Origin of the sequence: Falsihalocynthiibacter sp. CO-5D18, assembly GCF_041205445.1 — a bacterium.
Lineage (GTDB): Bacteria > Pseudomonadota > Alphaproteobacteria > Rhodobacterales > Rhodobacteraceae > Falsihalocynthiibacter > Falsihalocynthiibacter arcticus.
Map to the genome: position 1 here is coordinate 68,958 of NZ_JBGFCF010000004.1, position 24,655 is coordinate 93,612.

General features: G+C 53.0%; 30 protein-coding genes. 19 read left to right on the top strand and 11 right to left on the bottom strand.

Features of this window, described 5'->3' with window-relative positions; all coding sequences use genetic code 11:
* Positions 1-30 precede the first annotated feature (30 nt).
* Together AB9F27_RS06745 and AB9F27_RS06750 are read right to left on the bottom strand one after the other, a co-directional pair.
* The gene (locus AB9F27_RS06745) at positions 31-246 is read right to left on the bottom strand and encodes a DUF2842 domain-containing protein (RefSeq protein WP_039003325.1); all 216 of its coding nucleotides are present in this window, start codon (positions 244-246) and stop codon (positions 31-33) included.
* Between the two features lie 2 nt (positions 247-248).
* Positions 249-1,541, bottom strand: a complete 1,293-nt coding sequence (locus AB9F27_RS06750; protein ID WP_039003326.1) for an adenylosuccinate synthase — start codon at positions 1,539-1,541, stop codon at positions 249-251.
* 242 nt (positions 1,542-1,783) lie between these two features.
* On the opposite strand from AB9F27_RS06750, the gene secG reads away from it, so the two are divergent.
* The 9 genes from secG to AB9F27_RS06795 all read left to right on the top strand — a co-directional run bounded on the left by secG (position 1,784) and on the right by AB9F27_RS06795 (position 8,206).
* Complete coding sequence (secG, locus tag AB9F27_RS06755; RefSeq protein WP_335585835.1) at positions 1,784-2,149, top strand: preprotein translocase subunit SecG; 366 nt, start codon at positions 1,784-1,786, stop codon at positions 2,147-2,149.
* A gap of 156 nt (positions 2,150-2,305) precedes the next feature.
* Positions 2,306-3,949 carry a CTP synthase gene (locus AB9F27_RS06760; RefSeq protein ID WP_369754383.1) on the top strand — a complete coding sequence of 548 codons (1,644 nt, stop codon included), beginning with the start codon at positions 2,306-2,308 and terminating at the stop codon, positions 3,947-3,949.
* Positions 3,950-3,991: 42 nt separating this feature from the next.
* Positions 3,992-4,117 (top strand): DUF1330 domain-containing protein, encoded by a 126-nt coding sequence (locus AB9F27_RS06765; RefSeq protein ID WP_335585837.1) that lies wholly within the window; start codon positions 3,992-3,994, stop codon positions 4,115-4,117.
* A 5-nt stretch (positions 4,118-4,122) separates the two neighbouring features.
* Positions 4,123-4,557, top strand: a complete 435-nt coding sequence (locus AB9F27_RS06770) for a TerB family tellurite resistance protein (RefSeq protein ID WP_335585838.1) — start codon at positions 4,123-4,125, stop codon at positions 4,555-4,557.
* Positions 4,558-4,701: 144 nt separating this feature from the next.
* Positions 4,702-5,496 carry an ABC transporter ATP-binding protein gene (locus AB9F27_RS06775; protein WP_039003331.1) on the top strand — a complete coding sequence of 265 codons (795 nt, stop codon included), beginning with the start codon at positions 4,702-4,704 and terminating at the stop codon, positions 5,494-5,496.
* Positions 5,496-5,666 carry a hypothetical protein gene (locus tag AB9F27_RS06780; RefSeq protein ID WP_335585839.1) on the top strand — a complete coding sequence of 57 codons (171 nt, stop codon included), beginning with the start codon at positions 5,496-5,498 and terminating at the stop codon, positions 5,664-5,666. Before AB9F27_RS06775 ends, AB9F27_RS06780 begins: the two co-directional genes overlap by 1 nt.
* 21 nt (positions 5,667-5,687) lie before the next feature.
* The gene (locus AB9F27_RS06785; RefSeq protein WP_335585840.1) at positions 5,688-6,410 is read left to right on the top strand and encodes a transporter substrate-binding domain-containing protein; all 723 of its coding nucleotides are present in this window, start codon (positions 5,688-5,690) and stop codon (positions 6,408-6,410) included.
* Positions 6,411-6,485: 75 nt separating this feature from the next.
* Positions 6,486-7,370, top strand: a complete 885-nt coding sequence (locus tag AB9F27_RS06790) for an ABC transporter permease subunit (protein ID WP_335585847.1) — start codon at positions 6,486-6,488, stop codon at positions 7,368-7,370.
* Positions 7,367-8,206: an amino acid ABC transporter permease gene (locus tag AB9F27_RS06795; RefSeq protein ID WP_335585841.1), complete on the top strand. Its 840-nt coding sequence runs from the start codon at positions 7,367-7,369 to the stop codon at positions 8,204-8,206. Before AB9F27_RS06790 ends, AB9F27_RS06795 begins: the two co-directional genes overlap by 4 nt.
* Positions 8,207-8,276: 70 nt before the next feature.
* Here AB9F27_RS06795 and phaR read toward each other — a convergent pair whose 3' ends face one another.
* From phaR to AB9F27_RS06810, 3 genes are all read right to left on the bottom strand, one after another.
* Complete coding sequence (gene phaR / locus AB9F27_RS06800; RefSeq protein ID WP_335585842.1) at positions 8,277-8,822, bottom strand: polyhydroxyalkanoate synthesis repressor PhaR; 546 nt, start codon at positions 8,820-8,822, stop codon at positions 8,277-8,279.
* 145 nt (positions 8,823-8,967) lie between these two features.
* The gene (locus AB9F27_RS06805; protein ID WP_039000961.1) at positions 8,968-9,408 is read right to left on the bottom strand and encodes a phasin family protein; all 441 of its coding nucleotides are present in this window, start codon (positions 9,406-9,408) and stop codon (positions 8,968-8,970) included.
* 129 nt (positions 9,409-9,537) lie between these two features.
* On the bottom strand, positions 9,538-11,358 hold the full coding sequence (locus AB9F27_RS06810; protein ID WP_335585843.1) for a class I poly(R)-hydroxyalkanoic acid synthase: 1,821 nt from the start codon (positions 11,356-11,358) through the stop codon (positions 9,538-9,540).
* Between the two features lie 106 nt (positions 11,359-11,464).
* On the opposite strand from AB9F27_RS06810, the gene phaZ reads away from it, so the two are divergent.
* On the top strand, positions 11,465-12,763 hold the full coding sequence (gene phaZ, locus AB9F27_RS06815; protein WP_369757622.1) for a polyhydroxyalkanoate depolymerase: 1,299 nt from the start codon (positions 11,465-11,467) through the stop codon (positions 12,761-12,763).
* Here the strand turns inward: phaZ and AB9F27_RS06820 are convergent.
* From AB9F27_RS06820 to AB9F27_RS06830, 3 genes are read right to left on the bottom strand one after another with little or no spacing between them, the layout of a single operon-like run.
* A complete protein-coding gene (locus tag AB9F27_RS06820) occupies positions 12,760-13,398 on the bottom strand; it encodes a hypothetical protein (RefSeq protein ID WP_335586290.1) in 639 nt (212 codons plus the stop codon). The two genes, phaZ and AB9F27_RS06820, sit on opposite strands and share 4 nt — an antisense overlap.
* Complete coding sequence (locus AB9F27_RS06825) at positions 13,399-13,830, bottom strand: VOC family protein (protein WP_335586289.1); 432 nt, start codon at positions 13,828-13,830, stop codon at positions 13,399-13,401.
* 12 nt (positions 13,831-13,842) lie between these two features.
* Complete coding sequence (locus AB9F27_RS06830) at positions 13,843-14,601, bottom strand: alpha/beta hydrolase (RefSeq protein ID WP_335586288.1); 759 nt, start codon at positions 14,599-14,601, stop codon at positions 13,843-13,845.
* Positions 14,602-14,825: 224 nt separating this feature from the next.
* On the opposite strand from AB9F27_RS06830, the gene thrS reads away from it, so the two are divergent.
* The 5 genes from thrS to AB9F27_RS06855 all read left to right on the top strand — a co-directional run bounded on the left by thrS (position 14,826) and on the right by AB9F27_RS06855 (position 19,761).
* Complete coding sequence (thrS, locus tag AB9F27_RS06835; RefSeq protein ID WP_335586287.1) at positions 14,826-16,775, top strand: threonine--tRNA ligase; 1,950 nt, start codon at positions 14,826-14,828, stop codon at positions 16,773-16,775.
* A gap of 395 nt (positions 16,776-17,170) precedes the next feature.
* Positions 17,171-17,461 carry a DUF2282 domain-containing protein gene (locus tag AB9F27_RS06840; RefSeq protein WP_335586286.1) on the top strand — a complete coding sequence of 97 codons (291 nt, stop codon included), beginning with the start codon at positions 17,171-17,173 and terminating at the stop codon, positions 17,459-17,461.
* Positions 17,462-17,576: 115 nt separating this feature from the next.
* Positions 17,577-18,437: a DUF692 domain-containing protein gene (locus AB9F27_RS06845; RefSeq protein ID WP_335586285.1), complete on the top strand. Its 861-nt coding sequence runs from the start codon at positions 17,577-17,579 to the stop codon at positions 18,435-18,437.
* Positions 18,437-19,189 (top strand): DNA-binding domain-containing protein, encoded by a 753-nt coding sequence (locus AB9F27_RS06850; protein WP_335586284.1) that lies wholly within the window; start codon positions 18,437-18,439, stop codon positions 19,187-19,189. Before AB9F27_RS06845 ends, AB9F27_RS06850 begins: the two co-directional genes overlap by 1 nt.
* 8 nt (positions 19,190-19,197) lie before the next feature.
* Positions 19,198-19,761, top strand: coding sequence for a DoxX family protein (locus tag AB9F27_RS06855; RefSeq protein WP_335586283.1), 564 nt, complete (start codon positions 19,198-19,200; stop codon positions 19,759-19,761).
* Positions 19,762-19,805: 44 nt separating this feature from the next.
* On the opposite strand, the gene AB9F27_RS06860 is transcribed toward AB9F27_RS06855, so the two are convergent.
* Entirely contained in the window at positions 19,806-20,138 is a 333-nt protein-coding gene (locus tag AB9F27_RS06860; RefSeq protein WP_335586282.1) for an ArsC/Spx/MgsR family protein, read from the bottom strand.
* 220 nt (positions 20,139-20,358) lie between these two features.
* Between AB9F27_RS06860 and AB9F27_RS06865 the strand changes: the two genes are divergently transcribed.
* From AB9F27_RS06865 to AB9F27_RS06875, 3 genes are all read left to right on the top strand, one after another.
* Positions 20,359-20,568, top strand: a complete 210-nt coding sequence (locus AB9F27_RS06865; RefSeq protein WP_039000950.1) for a cold-shock protein — start codon at positions 20,359-20,361, stop codon at positions 20,566-20,568.
* 250 nt (positions 20,569-20,818) lie between these two features.
* Complete coding sequence (locus AB9F27_RS06870) at positions 20,819-21,028, top strand: cold-shock protein (protein WP_039000949.1); 210 nt, start codon at positions 20,819-20,821, stop codon at positions 21,026-21,028.
* Positions 21,029-21,139: 111 nt separating this feature from the next.
* Positions 21,140-21,772 carry a GDSL-type esterase/lipase family protein gene (locus tag AB9F27_RS06875; RefSeq protein ID WP_335586281.1) on the top strand — a complete coding sequence of 211 codons (633 nt, stop codon included), beginning with the start codon at positions 21,140-21,142 and terminating at the stop codon, positions 21,770-21,772.
* Between the two features lie 21 nt (positions 21,773-21,793).
* Here AB9F27_RS06875 and AB9F27_RS06880 read toward each other — a convergent pair whose 3' ends face one another.
* Together AB9F27_RS06880 and thyX are read right to left on the bottom strand one after the other, a co-directional pair.
* Entirely contained in the window at positions 21,794-22,636 is an 843-nt protein-coding gene (locus AB9F27_RS06880) for an AbiJ-NTD4 domain-containing protein (RefSeq protein ID WP_335586280.1), read from the bottom strand.
* Positions 22,633-23,541, bottom strand: coding sequence for an FAD-dependent thymidylate synthase (gene thyX / locus AB9F27_RS06885; RefSeq protein ID WP_335586279.1), 909 nt, complete (start codon positions 23,539-23,541; stop codon positions 22,633-22,635). Before thyX ends, AB9F27_RS06880 begins: the two co-directional genes overlap by 4 nt.
* Before the next feature lie 224 nt (positions 23,542-23,765).
* Here thyX and AB9F27_RS06890 point away from each other — a divergent pair, with 224 nt between their 5' ends.
* Positions 23,766-24,650, top strand: coding sequence for a hypothetical protein (locus AB9F27_RS06890; protein WP_335586278.1), 885 nt, complete (start codon positions 23,766-23,768; stop codon positions 24,648-24,650).
* The last annotated feature ends 5 nt before the right edge of the window (positions 24,651-24,655 follow it).

The following is a 24,655-nucleotide window of genomic DNA, read 5'->3' on the forward strand; positions in this document are numbered from 1 at the left end:
TGATTCTTACCTCATTGGGCTCGCTCTTTTCTAAGCGTCCGGATCTGCCTGACCGATGCCCTTAAAGATGGCCTTAAGCGGAAACGCCCAAATAACCCCAAGGAACACATAGATCACCAGCTCCAACCAGAACGGAGGCCGATCAAACAGACCAATAACACTAACCGCAACGATGATATACGCTGGGAGCCCCACAAGGAGTGCAAACAGCGACCACCGCCGACGGGCTTTATAACTCAATGCCATGCTCAATCCTCAAATGGGTCAGTGACAAGGATGGTGTCTTCGCGCTCTGGGCTGGTTGAGAGGATGGCCACAGGGCACTCAATCAACTCTTCAACGCGACGCACATACTTGATCGCGGCCGCTGGAAGGTCGTTCCAGCTGCGCGCCCCTTCTGTGCTCTCGCTCCAACCCGGCATTGTTTCGTAAATCGGCGTGACGCGAGCTTGATGATCGGCGGCAGTTGGCAAATAGTCCACCCGCTTCCCGTCGAGTTCATACCCCACACAAATTTTGAGTTCTTCAAACCCGTCAAGCACGTCGAGCTTGGTAAACGCGATGCCGGACACTCCAGACGTGGCGCAGGTTTGCCGAACCAAAACCGCATCAAACCAACCGCAACGCCGCTTGCGTCCTGTGACCGTCCCAAATTCATGGCCGCGCTCACCAAGCCGTTGGCCATCCGCGTCATCCAGCTCTGCAGGAAACGGGCCTTCGCCCACACGGGTTGTATATGCCTTAACGATTCCAAGCACATAGTCGATTGCACCCGGTCCGACGCCCGTCCCTGTCGCGGCTTGACCCGCGATCACATTAGATGACGTCACAAAGGGGTAAGTGCCAAAATCGATATCGAGCAACGCGCCTTGTGCGCCTTCGAACAAGATACGTTTTCCTGCTTTGCGTTTCTCGTTAAGAATTTTCCAAACAGGAGCCGCATAAGGCAGAACATGCTCGGCGATTTCTTTGAGTTTCGCGAGCAAATCAGCCCGATCAACCTCAGGAAGCCCCATGCCGCGACGCAGCGCGTCATGGTGCTGAAGCAAACGATCCACGCGCGTTTCAAGAGTGGCCTCGTCTGCCAAATCGGCAACACGAATGGCACGACGTCCAACCTTATCTTCATATGCAGGGCCAATTCCGCGCCCCGTCGTGCCAATTTTGGCGACCGTATTGTGGCCTTCGCGCGCACGATCCAGTTCGCCGTGAACTGGAAGAATCAGAGGGGTATTTTCGGCAATCATCAAGTTTTCAGGTGAAATCTCGACGCCCTGCGCCCTCAGCTTGTCGATCTCTTCGATGAGGTGCCAAGGATCAAGAACAACCCCGTTGCCAATCACAGAGAGTTTGCCACCCCGAACAATTCCCGATGGGAGAAGCGACAGTTTATAGACCTTCCCGTCAATAACGAGGGTGTGACCCGCATTGTGACCGCCTTGGAAGCGCGCAATTACATCTGCGCGTTCGCTAAGCCAGTCAACAATCTTGCCTTTTCCTTCGTCGCCCCATTGAGCGCCTACGACGACTACATTTGCCATTATTCTATCCCGGTGATTGGAAAACCCGCGCCCGTATAACTTGCTATGGACTTACAGGGAACCTCTAAAACACCGTTTACCCCCCAAAGCACAAGACAGGGGTACTTCTTTTGCAGAATCCCCTAGAAATGCAGCAACACCCGCGAGGATTTCACGGGGCCGACCAAGGGCTTTCAACGAATAGGGTTGCGAGCACGGGAAAAGCCGCCTAAATAACTCCAAATCTCAAGCGAGGCTGCTTCATGGAAAATATCGTTCTTGTCATCCACCTACTTCTTGCGTTGTCATTGATCGGCATCGTTCTAATCCAACGTTCCGAAGGGGGCGGCTTGGGTATTGGCGGTGGCGGCAACGGGGGCACCTCGGGGCGCTCCGGCGGGACAGCCCTTGGCAAAGTCACTTGGGTTTTGGCGGGCGGATTCATCATGACGTCGATCACCTTGACTGTAATTGCAGCACAAAATGCTGGTGCCGGGTCGGTTTTGGATCGCGTTGGTGGAAAGGCCCCTGCGCCGATTGAAGCTCCGGCTTCCTCACTTGGTGAAGGTGACTCTTTGCTGCCGCCGTCATCTGGCGACGAAACGCTTACACCCCCCGCCGCCGAATAAGCTACTATAAATTGAGAACGAGCAGAAATGCTCCGCAGCATCTTGCGATTGGGTTGCGGTTTCCTTGAGAATCCGTTATAACTCAACTCCCGTGATGCTGCGCTTTTTTGCGCCGTTTTCATCTCAGTTAAAACACTCACGGGAGACGTTCGCCACATGGCTCGTTATATTTTCATTACTGGTGGCGTTGTGTCTTCACTTGGCAAGGGTTTGGCTTCGGCGGCTCTTGGTGCTTTGTTGCAAGGCCGTGGTTATACTGTTCGCCTACGTAAGCTCGACCCTTACCTCAACGTAGACCCCGGAACCATGAGCCCATTTGAGCATGGCGAAGTTTTTGTGACCGATGATGGCGCCGAAACGGACCTTGATTTGGGCCACTACGAACGCTTCACCGGCGTCGCTGCGCGTAATACGGATTCCATCTCCTCTGGGCGTGTTTATTCCACTGTGTTGGAAAAAGAACGCCGCGGCGATTATTTGGGTAAAACCATTCAGGTCATCCCGCACGTGACCAATGAGATCAAAGAATTCCTTCATATTGGCGAAAATGAAGTCGATTTCATGCTTTGCGAAATTGGTGGGACTGTGGGCGACATCGAAGGCTTGCCTTTCTTTGAAGCAATCCGTCAATTTGCCCAAGACAAGCCGCGCGGCGAGTGTATTTTCATGCACCTCACCCTGTTGCCGTACCTTGCCGCGTCGGGCGAGCTGAAAACCAAACCCACGCAACACAGCGTCAAAGAATTGCGCAGCATCGGGATCGCCCCAGACGTGCTTGTCTGTCGTTCCGAACAACCCATCCCAGAAAAAGAGCGCGAAAAAATCGGGCTTTTCTGTAACGTCCGCAAAGACAAAGTGATCGCAGCATACGACCTCAAATCGATCTACGAAGCCCCCCTCGCCTATCACCGCGAAGGCCTCGACACGGCGGTCCTTGATGCTTTTGGCATCGACCCCGCACCGGCGCTCGACCTCACCCGCTGGGTTGATGTCGCAGACCGCGCCTTCAACCCCGAAGGCGAAGTGAAAATCGCGATTGTCGGCAAGTATACCCAACTTGAGGACGCATATAAATCCATCGCCGAAGCTCTTGTACATGGTGGCATGGCCAACCGCGTGAAGGTGAAAATCGAGTGGGTCGATGCAGAAATTTTCGACACAACCGACGCCGCCCCCTACCTCGAAGGGTTTCACGCAATCCTCGTTCCCGGTGGCTTTGGCGAACGTGGAACCGAAGGCAAAATAAAAGCGGCCGAATTTGCACGCACCCGTAAAATCCCCTATCTCGGGATCTGTTTGGGCATGCAAATGGCGGTCATTGAAGCTGCACGCAATGTGGCCCACCTCACCGATGCGGGCTCCGAAGAGTTCGACCAAGAATCCGGTGAAAAACGTTTCACTCCCGTGGTTTACCACCTCAAGGAATGGGTGCAGGGCAACCATAAAATCGCGCGTAGACTGTCTGATGACAAGGGCGGCACAATGCGATTGGGCGCCTACACGGCCACTTTGAAAGAAGGCTCCAAAGTCGCAGAAGTCTATGGCACGACCAGCATCGAGGAGCGCCATCGCCACCGCTATGAAGTCGATGTGCGCTATCGGGAACAATTGGAGGCCGTCGGCCTTCAGTTCTCGGGCATGAGTCCAGACGGGAAACTGCCCGAAATCGTCGAGTGGAAAGATCACCCGTGGTTCATCGGCGTGCAATACCACCCCGAACTAAAATCCAAACCCTTCGCGCCGCACCCGCTTTTTGAAGGCTTCGTAAAAGCTGCCAAGGACAATTCGCGTCTGGTCTAACGGTGGTGAAATGCCTAACCTACCAAAAATTGGGGGGGACATATGACAGACAGTCTCAAAGGATACTGGATCGCGCATGTAGATGTGGGCGATCCGGAAGGTTACAAATCCTATGTCGCGGCGAACGGCGTTGCCTTTGCTAAAACCTCCCTAAAGGAAGCAACATAACTAAAATGATTGATAAAATATTTTCTCTTTTTGCCCCTGAAGCAGAGCCACAAAAACTCGACGACCGCATTGCAATTGCGGGGTTGCTTGTGCGCATAGCACGCACCGATGGCGATTATTCCCACACAGAAATCGCCCGCATCGACCGTATTTTGGCAAAACGCTACGAGCTCACCCCCGAGCAAACCACCGAGTTGCGTCAGGAAGCCGAAGTCTTTGAGAAGTCGGCCCCCGACACCGTCCGCTTTACCCGCTCGATCAAGGATTCGGTGCCACACGACGAGCGCGAGGCCGTTATCGAGGCTCTATGGGAAGTGGTTTTGGCCGATGGTGTCCGCAATACATACGAAGACACACTCATGCGTTTGCTCGCAAACCTACTGGGTATCACGGACATGGACAGTGCGCGCTGTCGTCAACGTGTTTTATCCAATCAATAATCCCCAATTTCCTGGACCGAGGCGCCCCCGACAATTGGGCGTTTCGCACCAAATTGCGTTCCCTTACGTCAATCGTCCTTTCTGTTTGCAATTTTAAGGAATATCCTTCCTAATAATGAATCAAATCCAAACAGCTGGAATACCGTGACAAAACCTAAAACAAACGACACACAAACTCCTGTGATAGAAATCCGCAACCTGCATAAATCCTATGGGCCGCTGGAAGTCCTTAAGGGTGTGGACATCTTGGCGAACCGTGGGGATGTTGTGTCGCTGATTGGCTCTTCTGGGTCAGGAAAGTCTACCCTTTTACGGTGTGCGAACCTGTTAGAAGATAGCCAAAGTGGGGATATCCTTTTTGAAGGCGAGCCTATTTCTTGGCGCGGCCAAGGTTTGGGGCGTCACCCCGCTGACCGCGCACAGGTCACGCGCATTCGCACCAATCTGTCGATGGTTTTTCAACAGTTCAATCTGTGGGCGCATATGAGCATCCTGCAAAACGTGATGGAAGCCCCTGTTACCGTCCTCGGAGAGGACCGTGAGGCGGTTGAGTTGCGCGCGCGCGACCTGTTGGCAAAAGTGGGGATTGGCGACAAATGTGATGCCTATCCTGCGCAACTTTCTGGTGGTCAGCAACAACGCGCCGCCATCGCGCGTGCGTTGTGTATGCAGCCCAAAGCCCTCCTGTTCGACGAGCCGACAAGTGCCCTTGATCCAGAGCTGGAGCAAGAAGTTGTAAAAGTCATCAAAGACTTGGCAAACGAAGGCCGCACGATGATATTGGTTACGCACGACATGCGGTTGGCGAATGATGTTTCGGACCACGTCGTGTTTTTGCATCAGGGAATCATCGAAGAGCAAGGCCCGCCGTCGACCCTTTTCACCGCTCCTAAAACCGCTCGTTTGCAACAATTTCTCAGCGCAACGGTGAGTGCATAATGCCTGCACCTAGTGCCCTTGTTGCGCTCACATTTGTGAATCGCCCATTAGAGTTTGATTCCAAAATCGCCCTAAATTTCGGCCCTTCGGGCATAACCCAGTTTCTCAACGACGGAACCAAGAATGCGCGTACCAAGCGTTGGTTCCCCGTTGGCGGAAGACTTACGTAATTACACCTCACGGAGACTAAAATGAAAAATATCCTTCTTTCGACCGCAGCTTTAGTTTTTACAACGAGCGTTGCCTTCGCTGACACCGTTCGCATGGGCACAGAGGGTGCCTACCCTCCCTACAACTTCGTCAACGATAATGGCGATCTCGACGGATATGAAATCGTCTTGGGCAATGAACTCTGCAAACGTGCCGAATTGACATGTGAATGGGTCCAAAACGATTGGGACAGCATCATCACAAACCTCAACTCCGGCAACTACGACACAATCATTGCAGGCATGTCCATCACGGACGAGCGTAAAGAAGTCATTGATTTCTCGCAAAACTACACGCCACCAGCGGCTTCCGCTTACCTCGCTTTATCCGCAGATGTTGACCTAACATCTGGTGTTGTTGCTGCACAAGCCGCAACAATTCAAGCAGGTTACATTGCAGAATCCGGTGCAATCTTGGTTGAATTCGCAACTCCAGACGAAACCGTCGCTGCAGTCAAAAATGGTGAAGCAGACGCAGTCTTCGCAGACGGCGACTACCTTTATCCCATCGCGGCGGAAAGCGGTGGCGATATGCTTATCGTTGGTGAACCCGTTGGTTTGGGCGGCGGCATCGGCATCGGCATGCGCAAAAGCGACACAGAACTTAAAGCAAAATTCAACACAGCCATCGATTCTATGAAAGCTGACGGCACGTTGAACGCTTTGATCACCGAATGGTTCGGCGCAGACGCCCAAGTATTCTAAACCTTAATAGTCAACGCGCGCCTTGAAAAAAGGCGCGCGTTTTCCTTTTGGCCAAACCACTCAGGGGACTGTCCGATCTTTTCATATTGCTCCGATCCGTCCGCCCTCGAAGGCCTGACATGGCTGTCGTGCTATCTCACGACAGGAAAACATTTCGCGTTTTACAGTTCGTTTTTAACGGTCCTCTTCTTGCTGGCCGTGACCGCACCCGTTGCCTTATTTTTTGGTTTCTTGGGCGCGACAGCATCCCGTAGCCACATCGCCCCTCTGCGCTGGTTTGGAAAAAGTTACACCTCCGTCGTGCGCGGGGTTCCTGATATTGCGTTCTTTATGTTCTTTGTCATCGCCCTTGACCAAGCTGTCGAATGGACGCGCCACAAGGTAAAATGCCCCGAATGGACCGACGCCATTCGTCAGGGCAGTGATTTCCTTGTCTGCCCCGATGCCAAAATGCCCCTCTCCTCCTCGGCCCAATGGGTCCATGAAACCTACAGTTTCTCAATCGCGGTTTTTACCTTTGCGATCGTGTTCGGCGCCTTTGCGGCCAACGTTCTCTATGGCGCGATGCAAGCCGTCCCCCGTGCCCAAATGGAAACAGCCGAAGCTTACGGTATGTCGCACCGCCAAAGTTTCTGGCGCATTCTTGTGCCGCAAATGTGGATTTTCGCGCTGCCTGGCCTCTCCAATCTTTGGTTGATCCTTGTAAAAGCCACGCCACTTTTGTTCCTTTTAGGCATTCATGACATCGTCTTTTGGGCCCGCGAAATGGGGGGCCACAAAACCAATGCCTTCGACTATCCGCATCCAGATTGGCGCATTTGGTATTTCCTTGGTTTGATGGTCTTCTACCTCACACTAACCAAAGTGAGCGAAATCGCCTTTGCCAAATTGACGCGTAAACTTTCCCGTGGTCAGGCAACCGCAGGCGGCGAAGCCCAGCGACGCGAGGCCACGGCATGAGTTGCCTCGAAACCATCCAAAACTACGGCCTGCGCTCCCTCGGATACGGTGAACGGCTTCTGCCCAAAACCGACTTCACTCTGTGTGATCAATTCACGTTGATTGGTTCGGGTATGATTTGGAACATCTATTTCGGCGTCCTCGCCCTCATCTTTGGCTTCTTTGCCGCCACAGCCGTGGCCATGGCCAAAAGCTCACATCGCTGGATTCTGCGCCGTCCCGCCGAGATTTTCATCTTTATCTTTCGCGGCTCACCCCTGTTTATTCAGTTCTTTTTGGCGTATGAGACCTTCGTGCTCCTGCCCAAACTCGGCATCGACCTCAACCTAGGATTCGTCGAGATTACGCTCGAAACCCGCATGTTAACAAAGGCTTGGCTCGGGGCATTGCTGGTGCTTTTCCTCAACACAACGGCCTACACTGCGGAAATCTTCTATGGTGCGCTGAACTCTATTCCCAAGGGGGAAATCGAGGCTGCCGATGCCTACGGTTTAACCGGTTGGAAGAAATTCCGGCGGGTGATTTTCCCCACCATGCTGCGCCTCTCGTGGCCCGCTTACACCAACGAGGCGATCTTCCTCTTCCACGCCACAACCTTGGTCTATTTCTCGGGCTTTCCGGCATGGCAGCAACGCGGCGACGCGCTGTATTACGCCAGTTATTTTGCGGACAAAACGTTTAACCCGTTCGTCCCCTATCCGATCCTTGCCATGTACTACGTGCTTTTGACGTTTGTTGTGATTGGGATTTATGGGGCAATCAGTAAATATCTCAACCGCCATTTACCACAAGAAGTCCGACGCAAATTTCAGTTCAGACCCCAGATCATTCGCTGACGCGTGACTCGCTGGAAACTGGGTTTTTTTGCGGTAGAATGAGCGTATTTCTACCGCAGAGCCAATCGGCTTAACTCATTTTTGACAGCTTACTTTGCAGTTCCGCCAACTGTTTCTTGATGTCAGCCAGATCACTATCGCTACTCGCGGTGTCTTTTGAGGCAGGCTGCTCCGATGTAGGCGCGGTCCATCCGCCGGTCATGGTCTTCAAAAATGCTTCCTGTTGCGCCTTTAGCGCGTCAAGACCGGGGATGCCGGCCAAAGGACTGGGAAAGCCGCCCATAACTTTGGTCTGGCTCTCGCGGAGCATTTCAAAGCTCGCAGAGAGAAAGTCAGGGACAACGCTGCCTGCTTGATTTGTATAGCTACGCACCAAATCCATGAGGACATTGACGGGCAATACATTGTCACCACGGCTTTCTCTCTCCGCAATAATCTGTAAAAGATATTGCCGTGTCAGATCGTCGCCGCTTTTTAGGTCAATAATCTGGACCTCACGCCCTGTGCGGATAAAGCCCGCGATGTCGTCAAGAGTGACGTAATCGCTGGTCTCGGTATTATAAAGACGGCGGCTGGCATAACGTTTGATAAGTAGTGTTTTTTCGGCTTCGCTCACAGGGATCCCCTTCTTCTGCAATGCAGAAGGATTGCGCATGCGCAGAAGGAAAGCAACAAAAAGAAAGGCGAGACCCGAGAGGATCTCGCCTTAAGAGGAAGCGCGGGAGGGAGGGAGGGAGGAGACCCGCGGTTAGAACCTCAAATTACTTCGTGGCCGCTTTTGCAGCTTTCGTAACGTCTGCGGTTGCTTTGTTAACAGCAGCGTTTGTTTCTTCAGTGATGTCTTTGCCAGCAGCAAGCATCAGTTCAACGGTTTCAGCTTGAACTTTTTTCGCAATTTCAGCGAAAGCGGCCAAGTTTTCAGAAGCCATTTCAGCAGTTGAAGAAGCGAATTCTGTCAATGCTTTGCTATAATCAGCTGGCTCAGTTTTAACTGCGGAAACTGCGGACAGTTTCGCGAGTGTTTCTTTTGTCCATTTTGTGGAAATCTCGTTAGATTTCTCAGCAGCTGTCAAAGCTACTTTGGACATTTTGTCGCCAAGGGCGGCGGAATTTTTGAACGCGCCTTCAAATGCAGTTGTGTCTACTGGGAATGCGCCAACCATGTCTTGCATGATCTTGGTGAAATCTTGTGCTTGTGTCATGTGTTCGCTCCTAAGTGCAGGCGGAAAGTTCCGCTGAATTTCTCTTGTACAAACAATATGCATACTGCAGCGCGGCATTTCAAGCTATTTATGCTGCATCGCAGCATTATTATTCAATACCCTTATAAATCAATCACTTATTGGTGCCAAAACATAGGTTCCAGGAGCAGGGCAAAGCTCTGGATAGCCCGAATCACCGGGAATTCGCGCCGGAACCTGCCCGCCTGAGTGTTCAGACAGCCATTTTCCCCATCGTTCCCACCATGAGCCCTCATGAAACTCTGCGCCTTCTTTCCACGCATCTGCGGTAAGCGTCATGTCCTCATTGGTATAATGGCCGTATTTTTTCTTGCTAGGCGGATTCACGATCCCAGCGATATGGCCACTTTCAGACAGAATAAAGGTTTTGGATTTACTCTGGAACTGACTCACGCCGCGATACGAGGAAGTCCAAGCCGCGATATGGTCGGTTTCACAGGCGATAGCACAAACGGGCACGTCCACATCTTTAATCGAGAGCACCTCGCCCTCCATTTCATAGATTCCGCGCGCGAAGTGATTTTCTTGACAAAGGTTACGCAGATATTCGACCGTCATCTGGCCCGGAAGGTTCGTTCCGTCGCCGTTCCAATAGAGAAGGTCAAACGCTGGCGGCGCCTCCCCCATCATATAATTCCGGATAGCGGGCGCATAGATCAGGTCATTGGAGCGCAAATACGAAAAGGTCTTAGACATGAAGAGCGAGTCCAAAACACCCGTCTCAGCAACTTCGCGTTCAATCCCACCAACAAAGCCTTCGTCCAAAAACACGCCAACTTCGCCCTGATCCGAGAAATCCGTTAGCGTGGTAAAGAAGGTCGCTGATTTTATCGATTTGTCCCCCGCCTTTTTCATCTTCGAAAGTGTTAGCGACAAAGTCGTTCCGGCAATGCAATAGCCCACAACATTGACGCTCTTTTCCTTGGTAATCTTTTTGACCGTCGCGATGGCCTCAAGGTACCCCTCATTCACATAATCCGCCAATCCCACATCCTTATAGGAAGCGTTCGGGTTGACCCAAGAGACGACAAACAGGGTAAACCCTTGTTCTGTAATCCAATTTATCAAGCTATTCTGGGTCTTGAGGTCCAAAATATAGAATTTATTGATCCATGGCGGAAAGATAATCAACGGAGTCTTATAGACGGTTTCGGTTTGGGGGGCGTATTGCACAAGTTCAAACATGCGATTGCGAAAGACGACCGATCCCTTGCTCGTCCCAAGATTTTCACCAACTTTAAAGGCCTTTTTATCGGCCAAGGTTACCAAAAGCTCGCCATCATTAGCTTCAATATCGCGTACGAGATTTTCCAACCCATCCACCAAGGATTGCCCCTCGGTCTCGGCTGCTTTGGCCAGCGCCGTCGGGTTTGTCCCAAGAAAATTATTGGGCGAAAACATATCCACAATCTGGCGACTAAAGTAATCGACTCGCTTTTTATCTGACGGATCTAGCCCGTCAAGGTCCGCCACGGCCTGCGAAACAGCATCGCTGCCCATCAAATATTGTTGCTTAATATAATTGAAATACGGATGCGTATCCCACGCGGGGTCTGCAAATCGACGATCGGTAGGCCCAGAATCTTTGGGCGCCTCAATTTTACCTTCGCCTAAAGTATGCTGCGCATCCACGTAATGCTTAAGCGACTTCCCCCAATAGGCAACCTGATGTTCGACCATTTTTGACGGATTATTTACCATTTCGGCCATATAAGCGGCAGCGGCCTTCATGAAGAGGTCGCTACTTGGGCCTTGGAGGTTGGGATCAATTTTACGTTTTTTCGAAAGGGCGGCGACAAGGCGCGCCGAAAGCGCCTCCACCTTAGCCAGATTCTCTGACAGACGTTCAGATGTCACATTTCCGTTTGAATCTGAGGATTTTTCGTCGGAATCGTTCTGATTGGTTGTCATATGATTTTTTCTACCCTAATCTTTCTGCAAGTGCAGCATAGTGCAGGACGCGCGTGCAGCACAAATCAAGCTTAGCCTGAGAAATCAGCGCTGTGAAGGAGCGAATATGCGGTATATGGCCACTTATGACATGATGGAAACAATGCGCAATACCAACGAGTGGTTTGGCGCATCTGCAAAAGCCGTCGCTGCCTTCCCTGCCATGGGCCTTGTTCCCAACCCGTTTTTGCAATGGATCGGCGCATGGGGCGACGTCACAGAGCGTAGTTTCGCCCGTATGGCGGTCAAGCCAGACTGGGGCATTCATTCGATTCCTGCCGAGGACGGATGCGATCATTTGGTCTCAGTTGAATCCGTTGTCTCGCGTCCTTTTGGCGATCTGATTAAGTTTAACGTGCAAGGTCGCCCCGAAAAGGCGCGCAAAATTTTGTTGGTTGCTCCGATGTCGGGCCACTACGCAACCCTTTTGCGCAGCACCGTCGCGAGCCTTCTTCCAGACGCAGAAATCTATATCACCGACTGGCACAATGCGCGGGACATTCCCGTCTCCGAAGGCAAGTTTGATATTGAAGATTACACCCTATACCTCGTTGACTTTATGCGAGAAATTGGACCAGAAGCCAATGTGATTGCCGTTTGTCAACCCGCGCCCCTAGCGCTCGCTGCGACAGCCTACCTCGCGGAGCTCGATCCGTCCGCACAACCCCGTACCCTGACGCTTATCGGTGGGCCAATCGACCCCGATGCCGCTGCAACCGACGTTACCGACTTTGGTCGCCGCGTCACAATGGGCCAACTCGAAAAAACCGCAATTCAACGCGTTGGATTTAAATTCAAGGGCGTCGGGCGCATGGTCTATCCGGGCCTACTGCAACTCGCGTCTTTTGTATCGATGAACAGCGAGCGCCACTCAGAAGCTTTCAAAAATCAAATCACCCGCGTCTCAAAAGGCGAAGCCGGCGACCATGATGCGCACAACCGTTTCTATGACGAATATCTTGCCGTGATGGACATGACAGCCGAGTTCTACCTCTCGACTGTCGAGCGGATTTTCAAAGACGGCGAAATTGCCAAGAATCAGTTCGTTGTTAACGGTACGCCCATCGATATCGGAAAAATCACTTCGGTTGCGGTCAAAACCGTCGAGGGGGCAAACGACGATATTTCGGCACCGGGCCAATGCGTGGCCGCGCTCGACTTGTTGACCGGCCTGCCTGATAGCAAGAAAGCTAGCCACCTTGAACCTGGCGCGGGACACTTTGGTATTTTTGCAGGCAAAAGCTGGCGCAACAATATCCGCCCGCTTGTCCTTGATTTCATCGATGCGAATGCGAAACCCGAAACGCCAAAAGCTGCTGAGAAACCTGCGCAAAAGTCTGCAACAGTGACCAAACTCAAAGCCTAATCCGGCAAATCTAGCCCGCGAAATTTCGGGAAATCAAAATACCGTGCTGCGCGCACCGCTTGCTCCTCAGATGGCGCATCCCCCGCGCGCAGAACAACAGAATTCCCGCCAATCCACCCGCGAATATCCCGCTTTGGCACCTCGCTAAACGTAAGATTGAACGCCGCGAGTTTTGGAAAAAACCGTATTTCGGAATAGGGCAAATGATCGTGCAACCACCACGCCAGATCATGCCAATCCCGCCCCTTTTCATATCGGTCCGCAAACCACGGAATCACGATGCACGCACAGGCTCCCATGGCGCCGCGTGGATCTTTCCTGTCCCAAATATGCCCGCCAAAATCCACGTCATTTCTGGCGCAGTTCAGCGCGTTCTCATTGCCAAACCGGTTCAAATCCGCCGCCCGAAACCCTGACCGCACAGAAATTGCGCCGAAGGTTTCCTGAAGCGGATCAAGCAGTTGCGTACAAAGCGCACGCCCTGCCGCAATCGCAAGTTCCGGATCGTCGGGAATATTTGAAAACCCGTGCACCGCGCCAATTTCCGAATACAGAAAATCGCGCATGAAGAAATACTTCGACAGCCGCGTGCGCCCAAAGGCCTCAAGCCCTCGCATGCTCGCGGGTTTACGCATCTATTTCACGCCGTTCCATTGGAATTCGCCCTTTGGCCCCAGCGGTGAAAACGGGTTATGCGCAATTTCCCACACATGCCCGTCTGGATCGGCGAAAAACCCGTGGTGTCCGCCCCAAAACACATCAACTGCGGGCTTTAACACCGTCCCACCGGCCTGTTTTGCCCGTTCCAATAACGGCGCGACATCTTCTTTTTGGGGCACATTATGGCCGAATGTCACCCCGCTAAAACCGCCGACATCCGCAACCGGAATGCCGAGATCATCGGCCAAAGCCGCCCTCGGATACAACCCAAGCGTCTGGCCAATCAGGTCAAATGCAATGACCCCATCCGGACTTTCCACCCGCGTCCAACCCAACCCCTCATAAAACGCGGCCGACGCATCCATATCGGCCACACCAAGCGTTATCAAACTTACTCGTTGGTCCATTATTTCAGCCTTTCAAAATTTCGCCCGTGCGATGACCTTCTCACAGGTCTTTGTTATCAGGTTTAGGCATTCAGGCGTCGAGAAGCGGTGATCGGCCCCCTTGACCAGCGTCAGGCGGACATCACCGCCCTCAACATGTTCCAACAACCGCATCGCCACCGAAGTATCCACATCTACATCCGCTGTGCCTTGCAAAAATCGCGTGGGAAACGGAAGTGAAAGCGAGTTGCGCAGCACGAGGTTCTCGCGCCCATCCTCGATCAGCTTTCGAGTGATAATATACGGCCCATCGTCATAGTCACTGGGCAAGGCAACCTGCCCCGTTTCGGCCATTTCCGCCTTTTGTGCCACGTCAAAACCGCCCCACATGCTATCCTCGGTAAAATCGGGCGCAGCGGCAATTCCCACCAGTCCGGCGACTTTTTCGGGCATCGCGCGCGCCACAAGAAGCGCCATCCAGCCCCCCATAGATGAACCAACCAAGATCTGTGGCCCTTCCGTCAATGTGCGAATGGCGGCCTGTGCGTCTGCGGCCCATTCGCCGATGCTTCCGTCCGTAAATGCGCCCGAACTTTCGCCATGCCCCGAATAATCAAACCGCAAAAAGGCGCGGCCTGTTTTTTTGGCCCAATCCTCAAGGTACACTGCCTTGGTGCCGCCCATATCCGACATGAACCCGCCCAAGAACACCACGCCGGGCCCTTTGCCCTCTGTAAGGTAGTAGGCAATTTTACGCCCTGTGTCGGTGGTTAGAAACTGTGGCTCGCTCATGTTTGGCTCCAAATGACTGCCGATGTGTGACCGCCACAGTGCCGCTCTGGGGCATGGGTTTCAAGCCTTTCAATTCGCCGACGCCCGATTGTCATCGCGGCCTCCCGCCTGAGATTTACCCATAAATCCGCGTTGACTTTACCCGCCCCGCGCGGCAAAACACGCACGAACATATACCCGCAACCGGGCGTTTCGTAGGCGCCAAACTGACGAGGAGCCCCATGATGGCCCAAATCTCCCTTACACTTCCCGACGGCAATTCCCGCCAATATGATGCTGGCGTTACCCCCGCGCAGGTGGCCGAGAGCATTTCCACATCCCTCGCGAAGAAAGCCATTTCCGCGACAGTGAACGGCCAACATTGGGATATGCAATGGCCCATCAACGCCGATGCAAGCCTCGCGCTCCACACTATGAAAGACGAGGAACAAGCCGTTGAGCTGATCCGTCACGACTGTGCCCACATCATGGCGCGCGCCGTTCAGGAGCTTTGGCCAGACGTTAAAGTCACCATCGGCCCCGTGATTAAAAACGGCTGGTATTACGACTTTGACCGCGAAGAAGCCTTCACACCAGAAGACCTCGAAACCATCGAGAAAAAGATGAAAGAGATCATCAACAAGCGCGAGCCTGTGACCACAGAAATTTGGGAACGTGAACGCGCTGTTGATTTCTATCAGGCCAATAATGAGCCTTACAAAGTAGAGCTTATCAACTCCATTCCGGGCGACGAACCCCTGCGCATGTATTGGCACGGCCACTGGCAAGACCTCTGTCGCGGCCCACATCTTCAACACACCGGTCAAGTGCCGGGCGACGCGTTCAAACTGATGTCCATCGCGGGAGCCTACTGGCGCGGCGACAGTGACCGCGCGATGCTGCAACGCATCTACGGCGTGGCGTTCCAAAACAAAGACGGCCTCAAGCAGCACCTCCACATGCTCGAAGAAGCCGCCAAACGCGATCACCGCAAACTTGGCCGCGAAATGGATCTCTTTCACATGCAGGAAGAAGCTCCGGGCCAAGTGTTCTGGCACGCAAATGGCTGGCGCGTTTACACCGAGTTGCAAGACTACATGCGCCGCAAGCAATATGTTGACGGCTATGTCGAAGTGAACACACCACAAGTGGTGAACCGCAAGCTTTGGGAAGCGTCCGGTCACTGGGAAGCCTATCAAGAACACATGTTTATTGTCGAAGTCGACGAGGAACATGCACGCGAAAAAACTGTGAACGCGCTCAAGCCAATGAACTGCCCTTGCCACGTACAAATCTTCAACCAAGGCATCAAATCCTACCGCGACCTGCCCCTGCGCATGGCGGAATTTGGCTCCTGTAACCGTTATGAACCTTCGGGCGCACTGCACGGTATCATGCGCGTGCGCGGCTTTACCCAAGACGACGGCCATATTTTCTGTACAGAAAACCAGATCGAATCCGAGACCAAAAAATTCGTCGAGTTTCTTTCGCAAATCTACGGTGAGTTGGGCTTCCACAACTGGCGCATCAAGCTTTCCACCCGTCCAGAAAAGCGCGTCGGATCAGATGAAAGCTGGGACCTCGTTGAAGACGCCCTAGGCAACGCGTGTAAAGCAGCAGGGTACGAGTTTGAACTCAACCCCGGCGAAGGCGCGTTTTACGGCCCGAAACTTGAGTTCGTTTTGACCGACGCCATTGGGCGTGATTGGCAATGTGGCACCCTTCAGGTCGATCCAAACATTCCTGAACGCCTCAACGCCACGTACGTGGGCGAAGATGGTGCCAAACACACGCCCTATATGTTGCACCGCGCAACCTTGGGCTCGTTTGAGCGTTTCATCGGGATTTTGATCGAAGAGCACGCAGGAAAATTCCCCTTCTGGCTTGCGCCGCGCCAAGTGGTTGTGGCTTCTATTGTATCCGATGCGGATGAGTTCGTCTTGGAAGCTGTGGCCGCCCTGCAAAAACGTGGCGTGCGCGCTGAGGCCGACATTCGCAACGAGAAGATCAACTATAAGGTCCGCGAACACAGCCTTGGCAAAGTGCCCGTCATCCTCGCAATCGGTAAGAAAGAAGTCGAAGACCGCACCGTCACCCTACGCCGCTTGGGTGAAAAGCAAACAAGGGTCTTAGAGCTTGATCAAGTCGTCGAAGACCTCGCGGTTGAAGCAACACCCCCCGATTTGCGCGACTAAATCGCTCGCAATTTAAGGAATGGCTCGGAAACTTCAGTTTTCGGGCCATTTTCCATCGCCCTAGGCGCCTGCGCTTTCTGTAACAATCCTCAAGCCGCGCAATTTTAAAACAATTTCCACCAGTATTTCGGCGGATTTGTTTCAATACGCCCCCTCATTGGTGAAATATTCGGCGGAGTACCGCGCGCCTCCAAACTTTCGCTTATGCGACAATTTGTCGTCAGCCCCTTAAAACTAAGAGGATTTTTCACGCGTACGCTCCCACCCGCCTCCTCGCGATACTTCACGCGCCAGTGAATAACGACGATGTGAGTGGCCCGTTCCCTCCTGGCTCGCATAGAGTTTACCCAATCGCTTGCTGCGATTTTTATGACAGTTTTTTAAAGGATATCTCAATGTCTACACACTTCAAAACTCTTGCCGCTGCTGGCGCTGTTGCTGCTGCACTTTCTGCCCACGCTCTTCCTGCTGCAGCGGATGGCGCAAAAGAAAAATGCTATGGTGTTTCCCTTGCTGGTGCAAATGACTGCGCAGCCGGTCCAGGCACAACTTGTGCAGGTACATCCAAAGTTGATTTTCAAGGAAACGCTTTCAAACTCGTTGCTGCCGGCACATGTGCAACTATGGACGTAGGCGAAGGCCGCATGGGCTCCCTCGAAGCTCTTGAGCGCGACATCCCAGCATAAATTCTATTCGCCTCACCCGTCTGGGTGGGGCGCATTTTCCCCGAATTACTCGGATTTGGTTCTTAGCCAATTCTGATGTAGGCTACCTAGAATAATTTGTGTTCCGGAGGCTCCCGTGCTCGATTCCAACCCGCACCGTTTTGAGGCCCTCCCCAATCGCCCCGGCGTTGGTTACAAACCCCAGCATTTTTCCGCGATCATGACCGATGCCTCCCCCGTGGAATGGCTCGAAATTCACGCAGAAAATTACATGGGTCAGGGCGGCCGCCCCATCGCCCAACTGCGTGCCCTCTCCGAAAAATTCCCAATATCTGTGCATGGTGTCGGCCTGTCGATCGGCGGCGAGAAGCCCCTTGATCCAGACCACCTCGAACGCCTGCGTCATCTGGTTTCATGGCTTAACCCCGCCAGTTTTTCCGAACACCTTGCGTGGTCCACTCATGATGTTGGCTTCATGAACGACCTTTTGCCTCTGCCCTATACTCAAGAAACGCTTTCGCGGATTTGCCACCATATCGATCAAGTTCAATCCACCGTACGCCACCGTATGCTGCTGGAAAACCCGTCCAATTACCTCACCTTCGCCGAAAGCCAAATCCCCGAAGCCGAATTCCTCGCCGAGATCGCTCAACGCACGGGGTGCGGCTTATTATTCGATGTGAACAACGTGTTTATTTCCGCCACCAACCAAAAAACCGACCCATATTCCTACATTGATGCCTTCCCCCTTGATCTGGTTGGGGAAATCCACTTGGCGGGTTTTGAGGAGGACAGTGACGATGATGGCGACATGCTTTTGATCGACAGCCATGGCCGTGAAGTCGCCGAACCCGTGTGGGAAATGTACGCCTATACCTTGCTCAAAGGCGGTGCCAAACCCAGCCTCATCGAGTGGGACAATGATGTCCCCGATTGGCCCACCCTCGCCGCCGAAGCCCAACGGGTCGCGACGGTTCTTGACACGGTGCCGGTGTGATGGTGACCGTTTCTCAAACACAATTCATTCATGCCCTGCTCGACCCGGACACGCCCCCCCCTGAAGGTTTGATTGGCCCCGATGGCTCCCCCGCCGGTAAGCGTTTCTCGGTGTATCGCAACAATGTCGCGGTCTCCCTCACCGAAGCTTTAGGCCAAGCCTTTCCAGTCCTATGTCGCATTGTCGGCCAAGAGTTTTTCGACGCTGTCGCTGGTGTTTACTTGCGCGCCCACCCGCCACGCTCCCCGCTTATGATGTTCTATGGCGCTGAAATGCCTGCCTTTCTAGCCAAATTCGAACCCGTCGCGCACCTGCCCTATCTGCCCGATGTTGCACGTCTTGAACTGGCTCTTCGCGCCTCATATCACGCAGCGGACGCCCCTCCCATCGCGGCCGAGACCCTGCAATCCATCTCCCCCGACGCGCTTATGGCGGCGCGTCTCACCCTCGCACCCGCCGTGAAAATCCTGCGCTCGCCTTGGCCGCTTCACGCGATTTATCTAGTGAATACGCGCTCCGATGCACCCGCTGTCACCCCCAGCGCGCAGGATGTTTTGCTCACCCGTCCGGACTTTGACCCCGAAGCGACTCTCCTACCAGCTGGCGGGGCGGATTTCATCGAAACCCTCGGCAAAAACATGACCTTCGGGGCTGCCTTTGAGGCGGCCAGCACAATACCCGAATTCGATCTCACAACGGTCCTCGGCGCCCTTCTTGCCGGCGGGGCCATCACCCATATTGACCTGATTTAGGATATTTTATGCACGCGCTCCTCACATTATATGACTTCGCAGTTCGTCTACTGACCAAATTTGCGGGCACATGGCTCCTCCCAACCCTTGCGCGCTTTACCTTTGCGGCGACCTTGCTGGTTTACTACTGGAACTCGGCCCTTACAAAACTCGGCGACGGGGTTTTCGGATTTTTGTCGCCTTCCGCTGGGGCCTACGCCCAGATTTTCCCCAAGGCCGCCGAGGCTGTTAGCTATGATACAAGCCAACTCGGGTGGTTTTACTGGGCGGTTGCGGTTGCGGGGATGTGGGCGGAATTCATCCTTCCCGCACTCATCGTTCTGGGACTTTTCACGCGACTTGGGGCAATTGGCATGATCGGATTTATCTTTGTCCAGAGCCTTACCGATCTCTACGGACACGGCGGAATCAACCAGCCCGGAACCCTCGGCGCTTGGTTTGATGGCGCTCCAGACAGCGGGATCCTTGATCAGCGCCTCTTTTGGATCACAGTTCTTGTTGTGCTCGTCATTAAGGGCGCTGGCCCCCTCTCGGTTGACCGCATTCTCCTGCGTCGCCGTCCCCAAGCCTAAACTCTAAAGCAAAACCAGCTTACAAGCCTCACCTTAGGGTGGGGCTATTTACTTTGCATTAACTCCGCTTGCACGTCTTTTCCCCATCCCAAAAACAACCGTTCATCCAGTTGTATCACAGGGCGTTTCATCAAGGTCGGGTGCGCGGCCAAAAGGGTCAGAGGGTTCCCTTCGCGCGCTTCAGGAGAAAGTCCGCGCCATGTGGTTGACCGGTGGTTCAAAATATCCTCGCCAAATGCCGCATAAAATCGGGCCAAATCAACGGGTGCCACACCATCGTCCCGCACATCCACCCGCTCAAGAGCACCAAATTCAGCTTCCAATTCCTTCACAGCCTTGCGACATGTATCGCAATTCTTCAAAGTCCAAACTTTCATCTCAGCCCTCGATTTTTCCGATTTTCACTGTGTTTCCCGACAATTTCGCGCCCAACTTCCGAAACTTCTTGCCTTTTATGAGAATTCAGCTAACGATTTTGACGTGTTAACAGATTTTTGGAAGACCCGCATCCCTCGGGATGCACACCTCCGTAAAATACCTGTCGACACAGCCCGCCGCAATTCCGCGATTGGGTAAGATTGATTAGGGAGAAAACGGATGGCTACCGGCACCGTTAAGTGGTTCAATACAACTAAAGGCTTCGGCTTTATCGCACCAGACGCAGGCGGATCGGACATTTTTGTTCACATCTCGGCTGTTGAACAAGCTGGTCTGACTGGTCTAGCAGACAACCAAAAAGTGGAATACGAATTGGTCGCCGGTCGCGACGGACGTGAATCCGCAGGCAACATCAAGACTGTTGGCTAAACCTTTCTAAAAGATTACACGGCCCGTTCTTTTTCGGGCCGTTTCAATCTTTTTTGGTAAAAAACGGATGCTAACTCAAAGATTTCAAAGGAATCCCTTGCGATTTCCCACATTATCCGTCATACGGATGATGTGACGACAGACTCTATTCTTCCGCCTATCTCCTTCTGAGCAGCCGGTTCGATTTATAACAAGGGCTGATCACCAAACCGCCGCATGTTGTGGGCGGCCAAAATAGGAGACTACGGAAATGGCTACTGGCACCGTAAAATGGTTTAATTCTACTAAAGGCTTCGGCTTTGTTGCACCTGACGCTGGCGGATCCGATGTATTTGTACACATCTCTGCTGTTGAACGTGCAGGCCTCACAGGTCTTGCCGACAACCAAAAAGTTACCTACGACCTTCAAGAAGGCCGTGACGGTCGCGCTTCTGCTGATAACTTGGCACTGGTTGACTAAATTCTTCTTGGCTCACGCCATGATGAAAATGAACACTCTGCGAATTTCGCAGGGTGTTTTTTTTTGCGCATTTGATACTCTGTGGGAAATACAACATCCTTAGAGGCACTCATGACCACACTTCTTACTTTTGGCGACAGCAACACCTATGGCGCCGCCCCGCTTTATGCCGACGATATCCGTGAACGATATGATGCGGCAACCCGCTGGCCAACCCGCGTGGCCGCCTCCCTTGGTTGGGATTTGGTCGAAGCGGGCCTCCCCGGACGTACCGCTGCCACCCCCGATCCAACCGATATGGGCGATCACATGGATGGCCGCCTTGGTCTCGCAATTGCCCTCCAAAGCTGTGGCCCGATTGATTATATGACGTTGATGCTCGGCACCAATGACGTCAAAACACACCTCGCCCTCACCGCCACAGAAATCGCCGCCCACATCGAAGGCTTGGTCGCCACCGCCCTCTCCGAAGAAATGCAGACCCGCCACAACGGCTTCAAACTCCTCCTCATCGCCCCGCCCCCCGTGCGCGAAATAGGCTTCCTCACCGAGAAATTCGCAAACGGCGAAACCGCCTCCAACGCCCTCCCCGCCCTCCTCAAAGACATCGCCACCCGCCACGGCACAGCCTACCTCAACGCAGGCGACTACATTGAAGTTAGTGAAATGGATGGCGTCCACTACGGGCCAGACATGCATGGAAAATTGGCAGTTGCCGTGGAAACTACGCTAGAAAGCCTCTAGCTCAAGCTCAAGCTCAACGGGTCACTCACTTCTAGCCTTTAACGCTAATAGATAATTAGCAAAGGAACTACATGACACCATCATATAGCGCGCCTCATCTTGCGTAATTGCCTCTTGGCGATCAAGTAGTGGATGTCTAATTCCGTTTGGCCCACTCGTGTAGCCATATATAGCAGCGTAACCTTTTTGAAGACTCTCTGGCATATCGAAATCCCTTACTATTGCCTTCAACCCATTTTGAACACCAGAACTAGATGTTCCTGAAACGAATTTCACAGCGGATTCCACCGCAGAAATGGCTTCTTTGACGCTGTTGGCATAGTCTGGCGCTTCTTGCGAAAACAATCTTAAGGCTTTTTTGATGTGCTCTTGGACCCCCAAGACATCAGACTGATCCATAGCAATTTCCAGCTCCTCGTGCTCAATCTCATTTGTAATCGGTGCTATAATTTCACCGACAAAACGCACCGCTGCATGCTCTCTTTCAAAGTGGCTGTTGCAATTGGATCTGAAACTCGCCCCTTCATCTTCAATCAACGTGCCAGATAGAAACTCCAGGAAATCGTAAGCTCTATTGTACTTCCACTCAAAAAACCGCTCTCTAATTAGGCTTCTAGCCTCGTCTGCGCGCGGTGGAATATCATCGACACTTTCTCGATAGAAACTATACCAAATCGATACGCACACGCTTTGAAAGCCATTGGACAATCCACTGTATTGCGAACGCGGAGTTGCCCGAATATTGTTAAAAAAATGAGCGGAAAGTAAGTCCCACAGCCCATCCTGCAATGAACTTGGCATTTCGTTCAATTCAAGCGCAACTCTTGGTTTTACAATTCCCATTCTCTCCGAAAAACTACTCACCCCTCAATCATATCCACAAATTCCCGCCATTCGCGCGCGGCCATTCCGGAAGTCTCCTGCGTCACCTCTTCGCCCTTCAAACGGCGACGCACCACATCCAAGGCCTGCGCAGACAGGTTCGCGCCGCCCATCCGGTAATCCTCAAACGCCCCAAAGGCCGCCGGAACCCAATCCGCCACAACCTTCGCAATCGCATCCGCATAAACACGGATTTCATATTGCGCATGGCTATCCGCCCGCAGACGCAGGAAGTGGAACAGGTTGTGCAGGTCCACTTTCCAGTACCATTGCGTGTAAATATTGCTCGGCAAGTTCATCCGCGCCAATTCCCGCGCCAACCCCTGCTGCCCTTCGTCCGACATCATCGCTTCGTAATTGTCATAGGCACGGTTGGCATCCGACTTCAGGATGTCCAAGACCCGCGCCGCCTCATCCCCCGTCAAAGTCTCGCCACGGCCCTGATTGTTGATCACCGACTGCGCCGCCAAATGCTCGGGCGCTGGAATATAAAACTCGCGGTCCAAAATAGAATACCGCGCGGAATATTCATTCACATTCGCCGTGCGATGCCGAATCCATTGCCGCGCCACAAAAACCGGCAGTTTCACATGCAGCTTCACTTCGCACATCTCAAACGGCGTCGAGTGCCAGTGGCGCATCAAATAGCGGATCAAACCCTTGTCATTCTGAACCGATTTCGTGCCCTTCCCATAGGAAACCCGCGCCGCCTGACAGATCGCCGCGTCGTCGCCCATATAGTCGACAACCCGAACAAACCCGTGATCCAACACCTCTTGCGCGGTATAAAGATGCTTTTCCATCCCCGGCGCAACGGCGCGCAACGTGGGTTGCGGGGAGGCGCGAAGGGCTTCAATTTCGGCAAGCTGCTCGGGGCTTAGGGGCATGATTGGTCCTCGTTGGGATGTGCGTTTGTGGGGATGCGACTCGTTTCCAACCCTATATATACGAATCCATGCGACCTTGGCCACAAACTGAGGGACAATTTGCTCAGTGAACTAGAAAAACCACACATGCTGAAAAACCGCCCCTAACGCCTCTCCATCATTGACTTTCACACGCTTTGCGGGGACTTTTAACAAAAATTGAGACGAAAGCAGTGGTCCAACTTATGTATAAATTCCTATTGTTCTGTTCCGCCCTGACACTGTCAGCCTGTGCAACCGGCACCCCCCCTTTTGGCGGCAATGGTTCCGACGAAGACTCAGGTGCCTCTGTGTCTGCAACGGAAGTCTATGTTGGCGACGAAGGCGATATGAACAATTTGGTCTATGACGCGGTAAACGACGAACTTGTTATCAACAACCTCCCCTTCGACAGCGTGGACGGGCGGTATGTGAACACGGGCGGAACGTTCCTAGACGGCTTCCAAGTCTATGCAAGCAAACAAACGGGCGAGACAGGACGTTTCCAATATTATGCCGTTCACGCCACAAGCGCCAATGGCCATGCTGGCGCCGTGGGCACGGCTGCCTATAGAAATTACGGCCACGGCGGTGCAATGATCGCCCGCAATACGAACAACGTAAACCTTCCAGTTGGCCGCGGCCAGTTGCTTTATACGGGCTCATATGCCGGTATTCGCGTAGCCGATGACGTCCCTGGAAGCGTTACGGGCGTAACTTTTGCCGATGGTGACGCTAGACTCTATGTCGATTTACTTGATTTTGATGTGACGGGTGCGGTGGCTGGATTTGTCGAAAATCGCAACGAGTATGACGTCAACGGCACATATATTGGCTCCCTTCAAAGCATTGTTCTAAACGAAACCGCTGACATCACGACAGGAGGTGTAATCAATGGCACCTCTACGACATATGACACCGGCTCTTCAGGAACTCAGGAAGTATTACAGTCTGGGAATTATACGGCGATATTTGCGGGGCGAAACGGGGAACAAATTATCGGTACTGTTCGCATCACGGGCGATATCGACATCAATGATTCCGATCTCGGTAACGTACAAGAAACCGGCGTATTTGTAGTAACCGACTAATAATT

Bases quoted from the DNA above. Each gene is read 5' to 3' on its own strand.
- secG (WP_335585835.1), top strand. From the start codon at position 1,784: ATGGAAAATATCGTTCTTGTCATCCACCTACTTCTTGCGTTGTCATTG.
- AB9F27_RS06860 (WP_335586282.1), bottom strand. From the start codon at position 20,138: ATGAAAGTTTGGACTTTGAAGAATTGCGATACATGTCGCAAGGCTGTG.
- AB9F27_RS06840 (WP_335586286.1), top strand. From the start codon at position 17,171: ATGTCTACACACTTCAAAACTCTTGCCGCTGCTGGCGCTGTTGCTGCT.
- thyX (WP_335586279.1), bottom strand. From the start codon at position 23,541: ATGCCCCTAAGCCCCGAGCAGCTTGCCGAAATTGAAGCCCTTCGCGCC.
- AB9F27_RS06750 (WP_039003326.1), bottom strand. From the start codon at position 1,541: ATGGCAAATGTAGTCGTCGTAGGCGCTCAATGGGGCGACGAAGGAAAA.
- AB9F27_RS06875 (WP_335586281.1), top strand. From the start codon at position 21,140: ATGACCACACTTCTTACTTTTGGCGACAGCAACACCTATGGCGCCGCC.
- AB9F27_RS06870 (WP_039000949.1), top strand. From the start codon at position 20,819: ATGGCTACTGGCACCGTAAAATGGTTTAATTCTACTAAAGGCTTCGGC.
- AB9F27_RS06810 (WP_335585843.1), bottom strand. From the start codon at position 11,358: ATGACAACCAATCAGAACGATTCCGACGAAAAATCCTCAGATTCAAAC.
- AB9F27_RS06745 (WP_039003325.1), bottom strand. From the start codon at position 246: ATGGCATTGAGTTATAAAGCCCGTCGGCGGTGGTCGCTGTTTGCACTC.
- AB9F27_RS06820 (WP_335586290.1), bottom strand. From the start codon at position 13,398: ATGCGTAAACCCGCGAGCATGCGAGGGCTTGAGGCCTTTGGGCGCACG.
- AB9F27_RS06785 (WP_335585840.1), top strand. From the start codon at position 5,688: ATGAAAAATATCCTTCTTTCGACCGCAGCTTTAGTTTTTACAACGAGC.
- AB9F27_RS06830 (WP_335586288.1), bottom strand. From the start codon at position 14,601: ATGAGCGAGCCACAGTTTCTAACCACCGACACAGGGCGTAAAATTGCC.
- AB9F27_RS06890 (WP_335586278.1), top strand. From the start codon at position 23,766: ATGTATAAATTCCTATTGTTCTGTTCCGCCCTGACACTGTCAGCCTGT.
- AB9F27_RS06865 (WP_039000950.1), top strand. From the start codon at position 20,359: ATGGCTACCGGCACCGTTAAGTGGTTCAATACAACTAAAGGCTTCGGC.
- AB9F27_RS06765 (WP_335585837.1), top strand. From the start codon at position 3,992: ATGACAGACAGTCTCAAAGGATACTGGATCGCGCATGTAGATGTGGGC.
- AB9F27_RS06825 (WP_335586289.1), bottom strand. From the start codon at position 13,830: ATGGACCAACGAGTAAGTTTGATAACGCTTGGTGTGGCCGATATGGAT.
- AB9F27_RS06795 (WP_335585841.1), top strand. From the start codon at position 7,367: ATGAGTTGCCTCGAAACCATCCAAAACTACGGCCTGCGCTCCCTCGGA.
- AB9F27_RS06850 (WP_335586284.1), top strand. From the start codon at position 18,437: ATGGTGACCGTTTCTCAAACACAATTCATTCATGCCCTGCTCGACCCG.
- phaZ (WP_369757622.1), top strand. From the start codon at position 11,465: ATGCGGTATATGGCCACTTATGACATGATGGAAACAATGCGCAATACC.
- AB9F27_RS06780 (WP_335585839.1), top strand. From the start codon at position 5,496: ATGCCTGCACCTAGTGCCCTTGTTGCGCTCACATTTGTGAATCGCCCA.
- AB9F27_RS06805 (WP_039000961.1), bottom strand. From the start codon at position 9,408: ATGACACAAGCACAAGATTTCACCAAGATCATGCAAGACATGGTTGGC.
- AB9F27_RS06855 (WP_335586283.1), top strand. From the start codon at position 19,198: ATGCACGCGCTCCTCACATTATATGACTTCGCAGTTCGTCTACTGACC.
- thrS (WP_335586287.1), top strand. From the start codon at position 14,826: ATGGCCCAAATCTCCCTTACACTTCCCGACGGCAATTCCCGCCAATAT.
- AB9F27_RS06760 (WP_369754383.1), top strand. From the start codon at position 2,306: ATGGCTCGTTATATTTTCATTACTGGTGGCGTTGTGTCTTCACTTGGC.
- AB9F27_RS06770 (WP_335585838.1), top strand. From the start codon at position 4,123: ATGATTGATAAAATATTTTCTCTTTTTGCCCCTGAAGCAGAGCCACAA.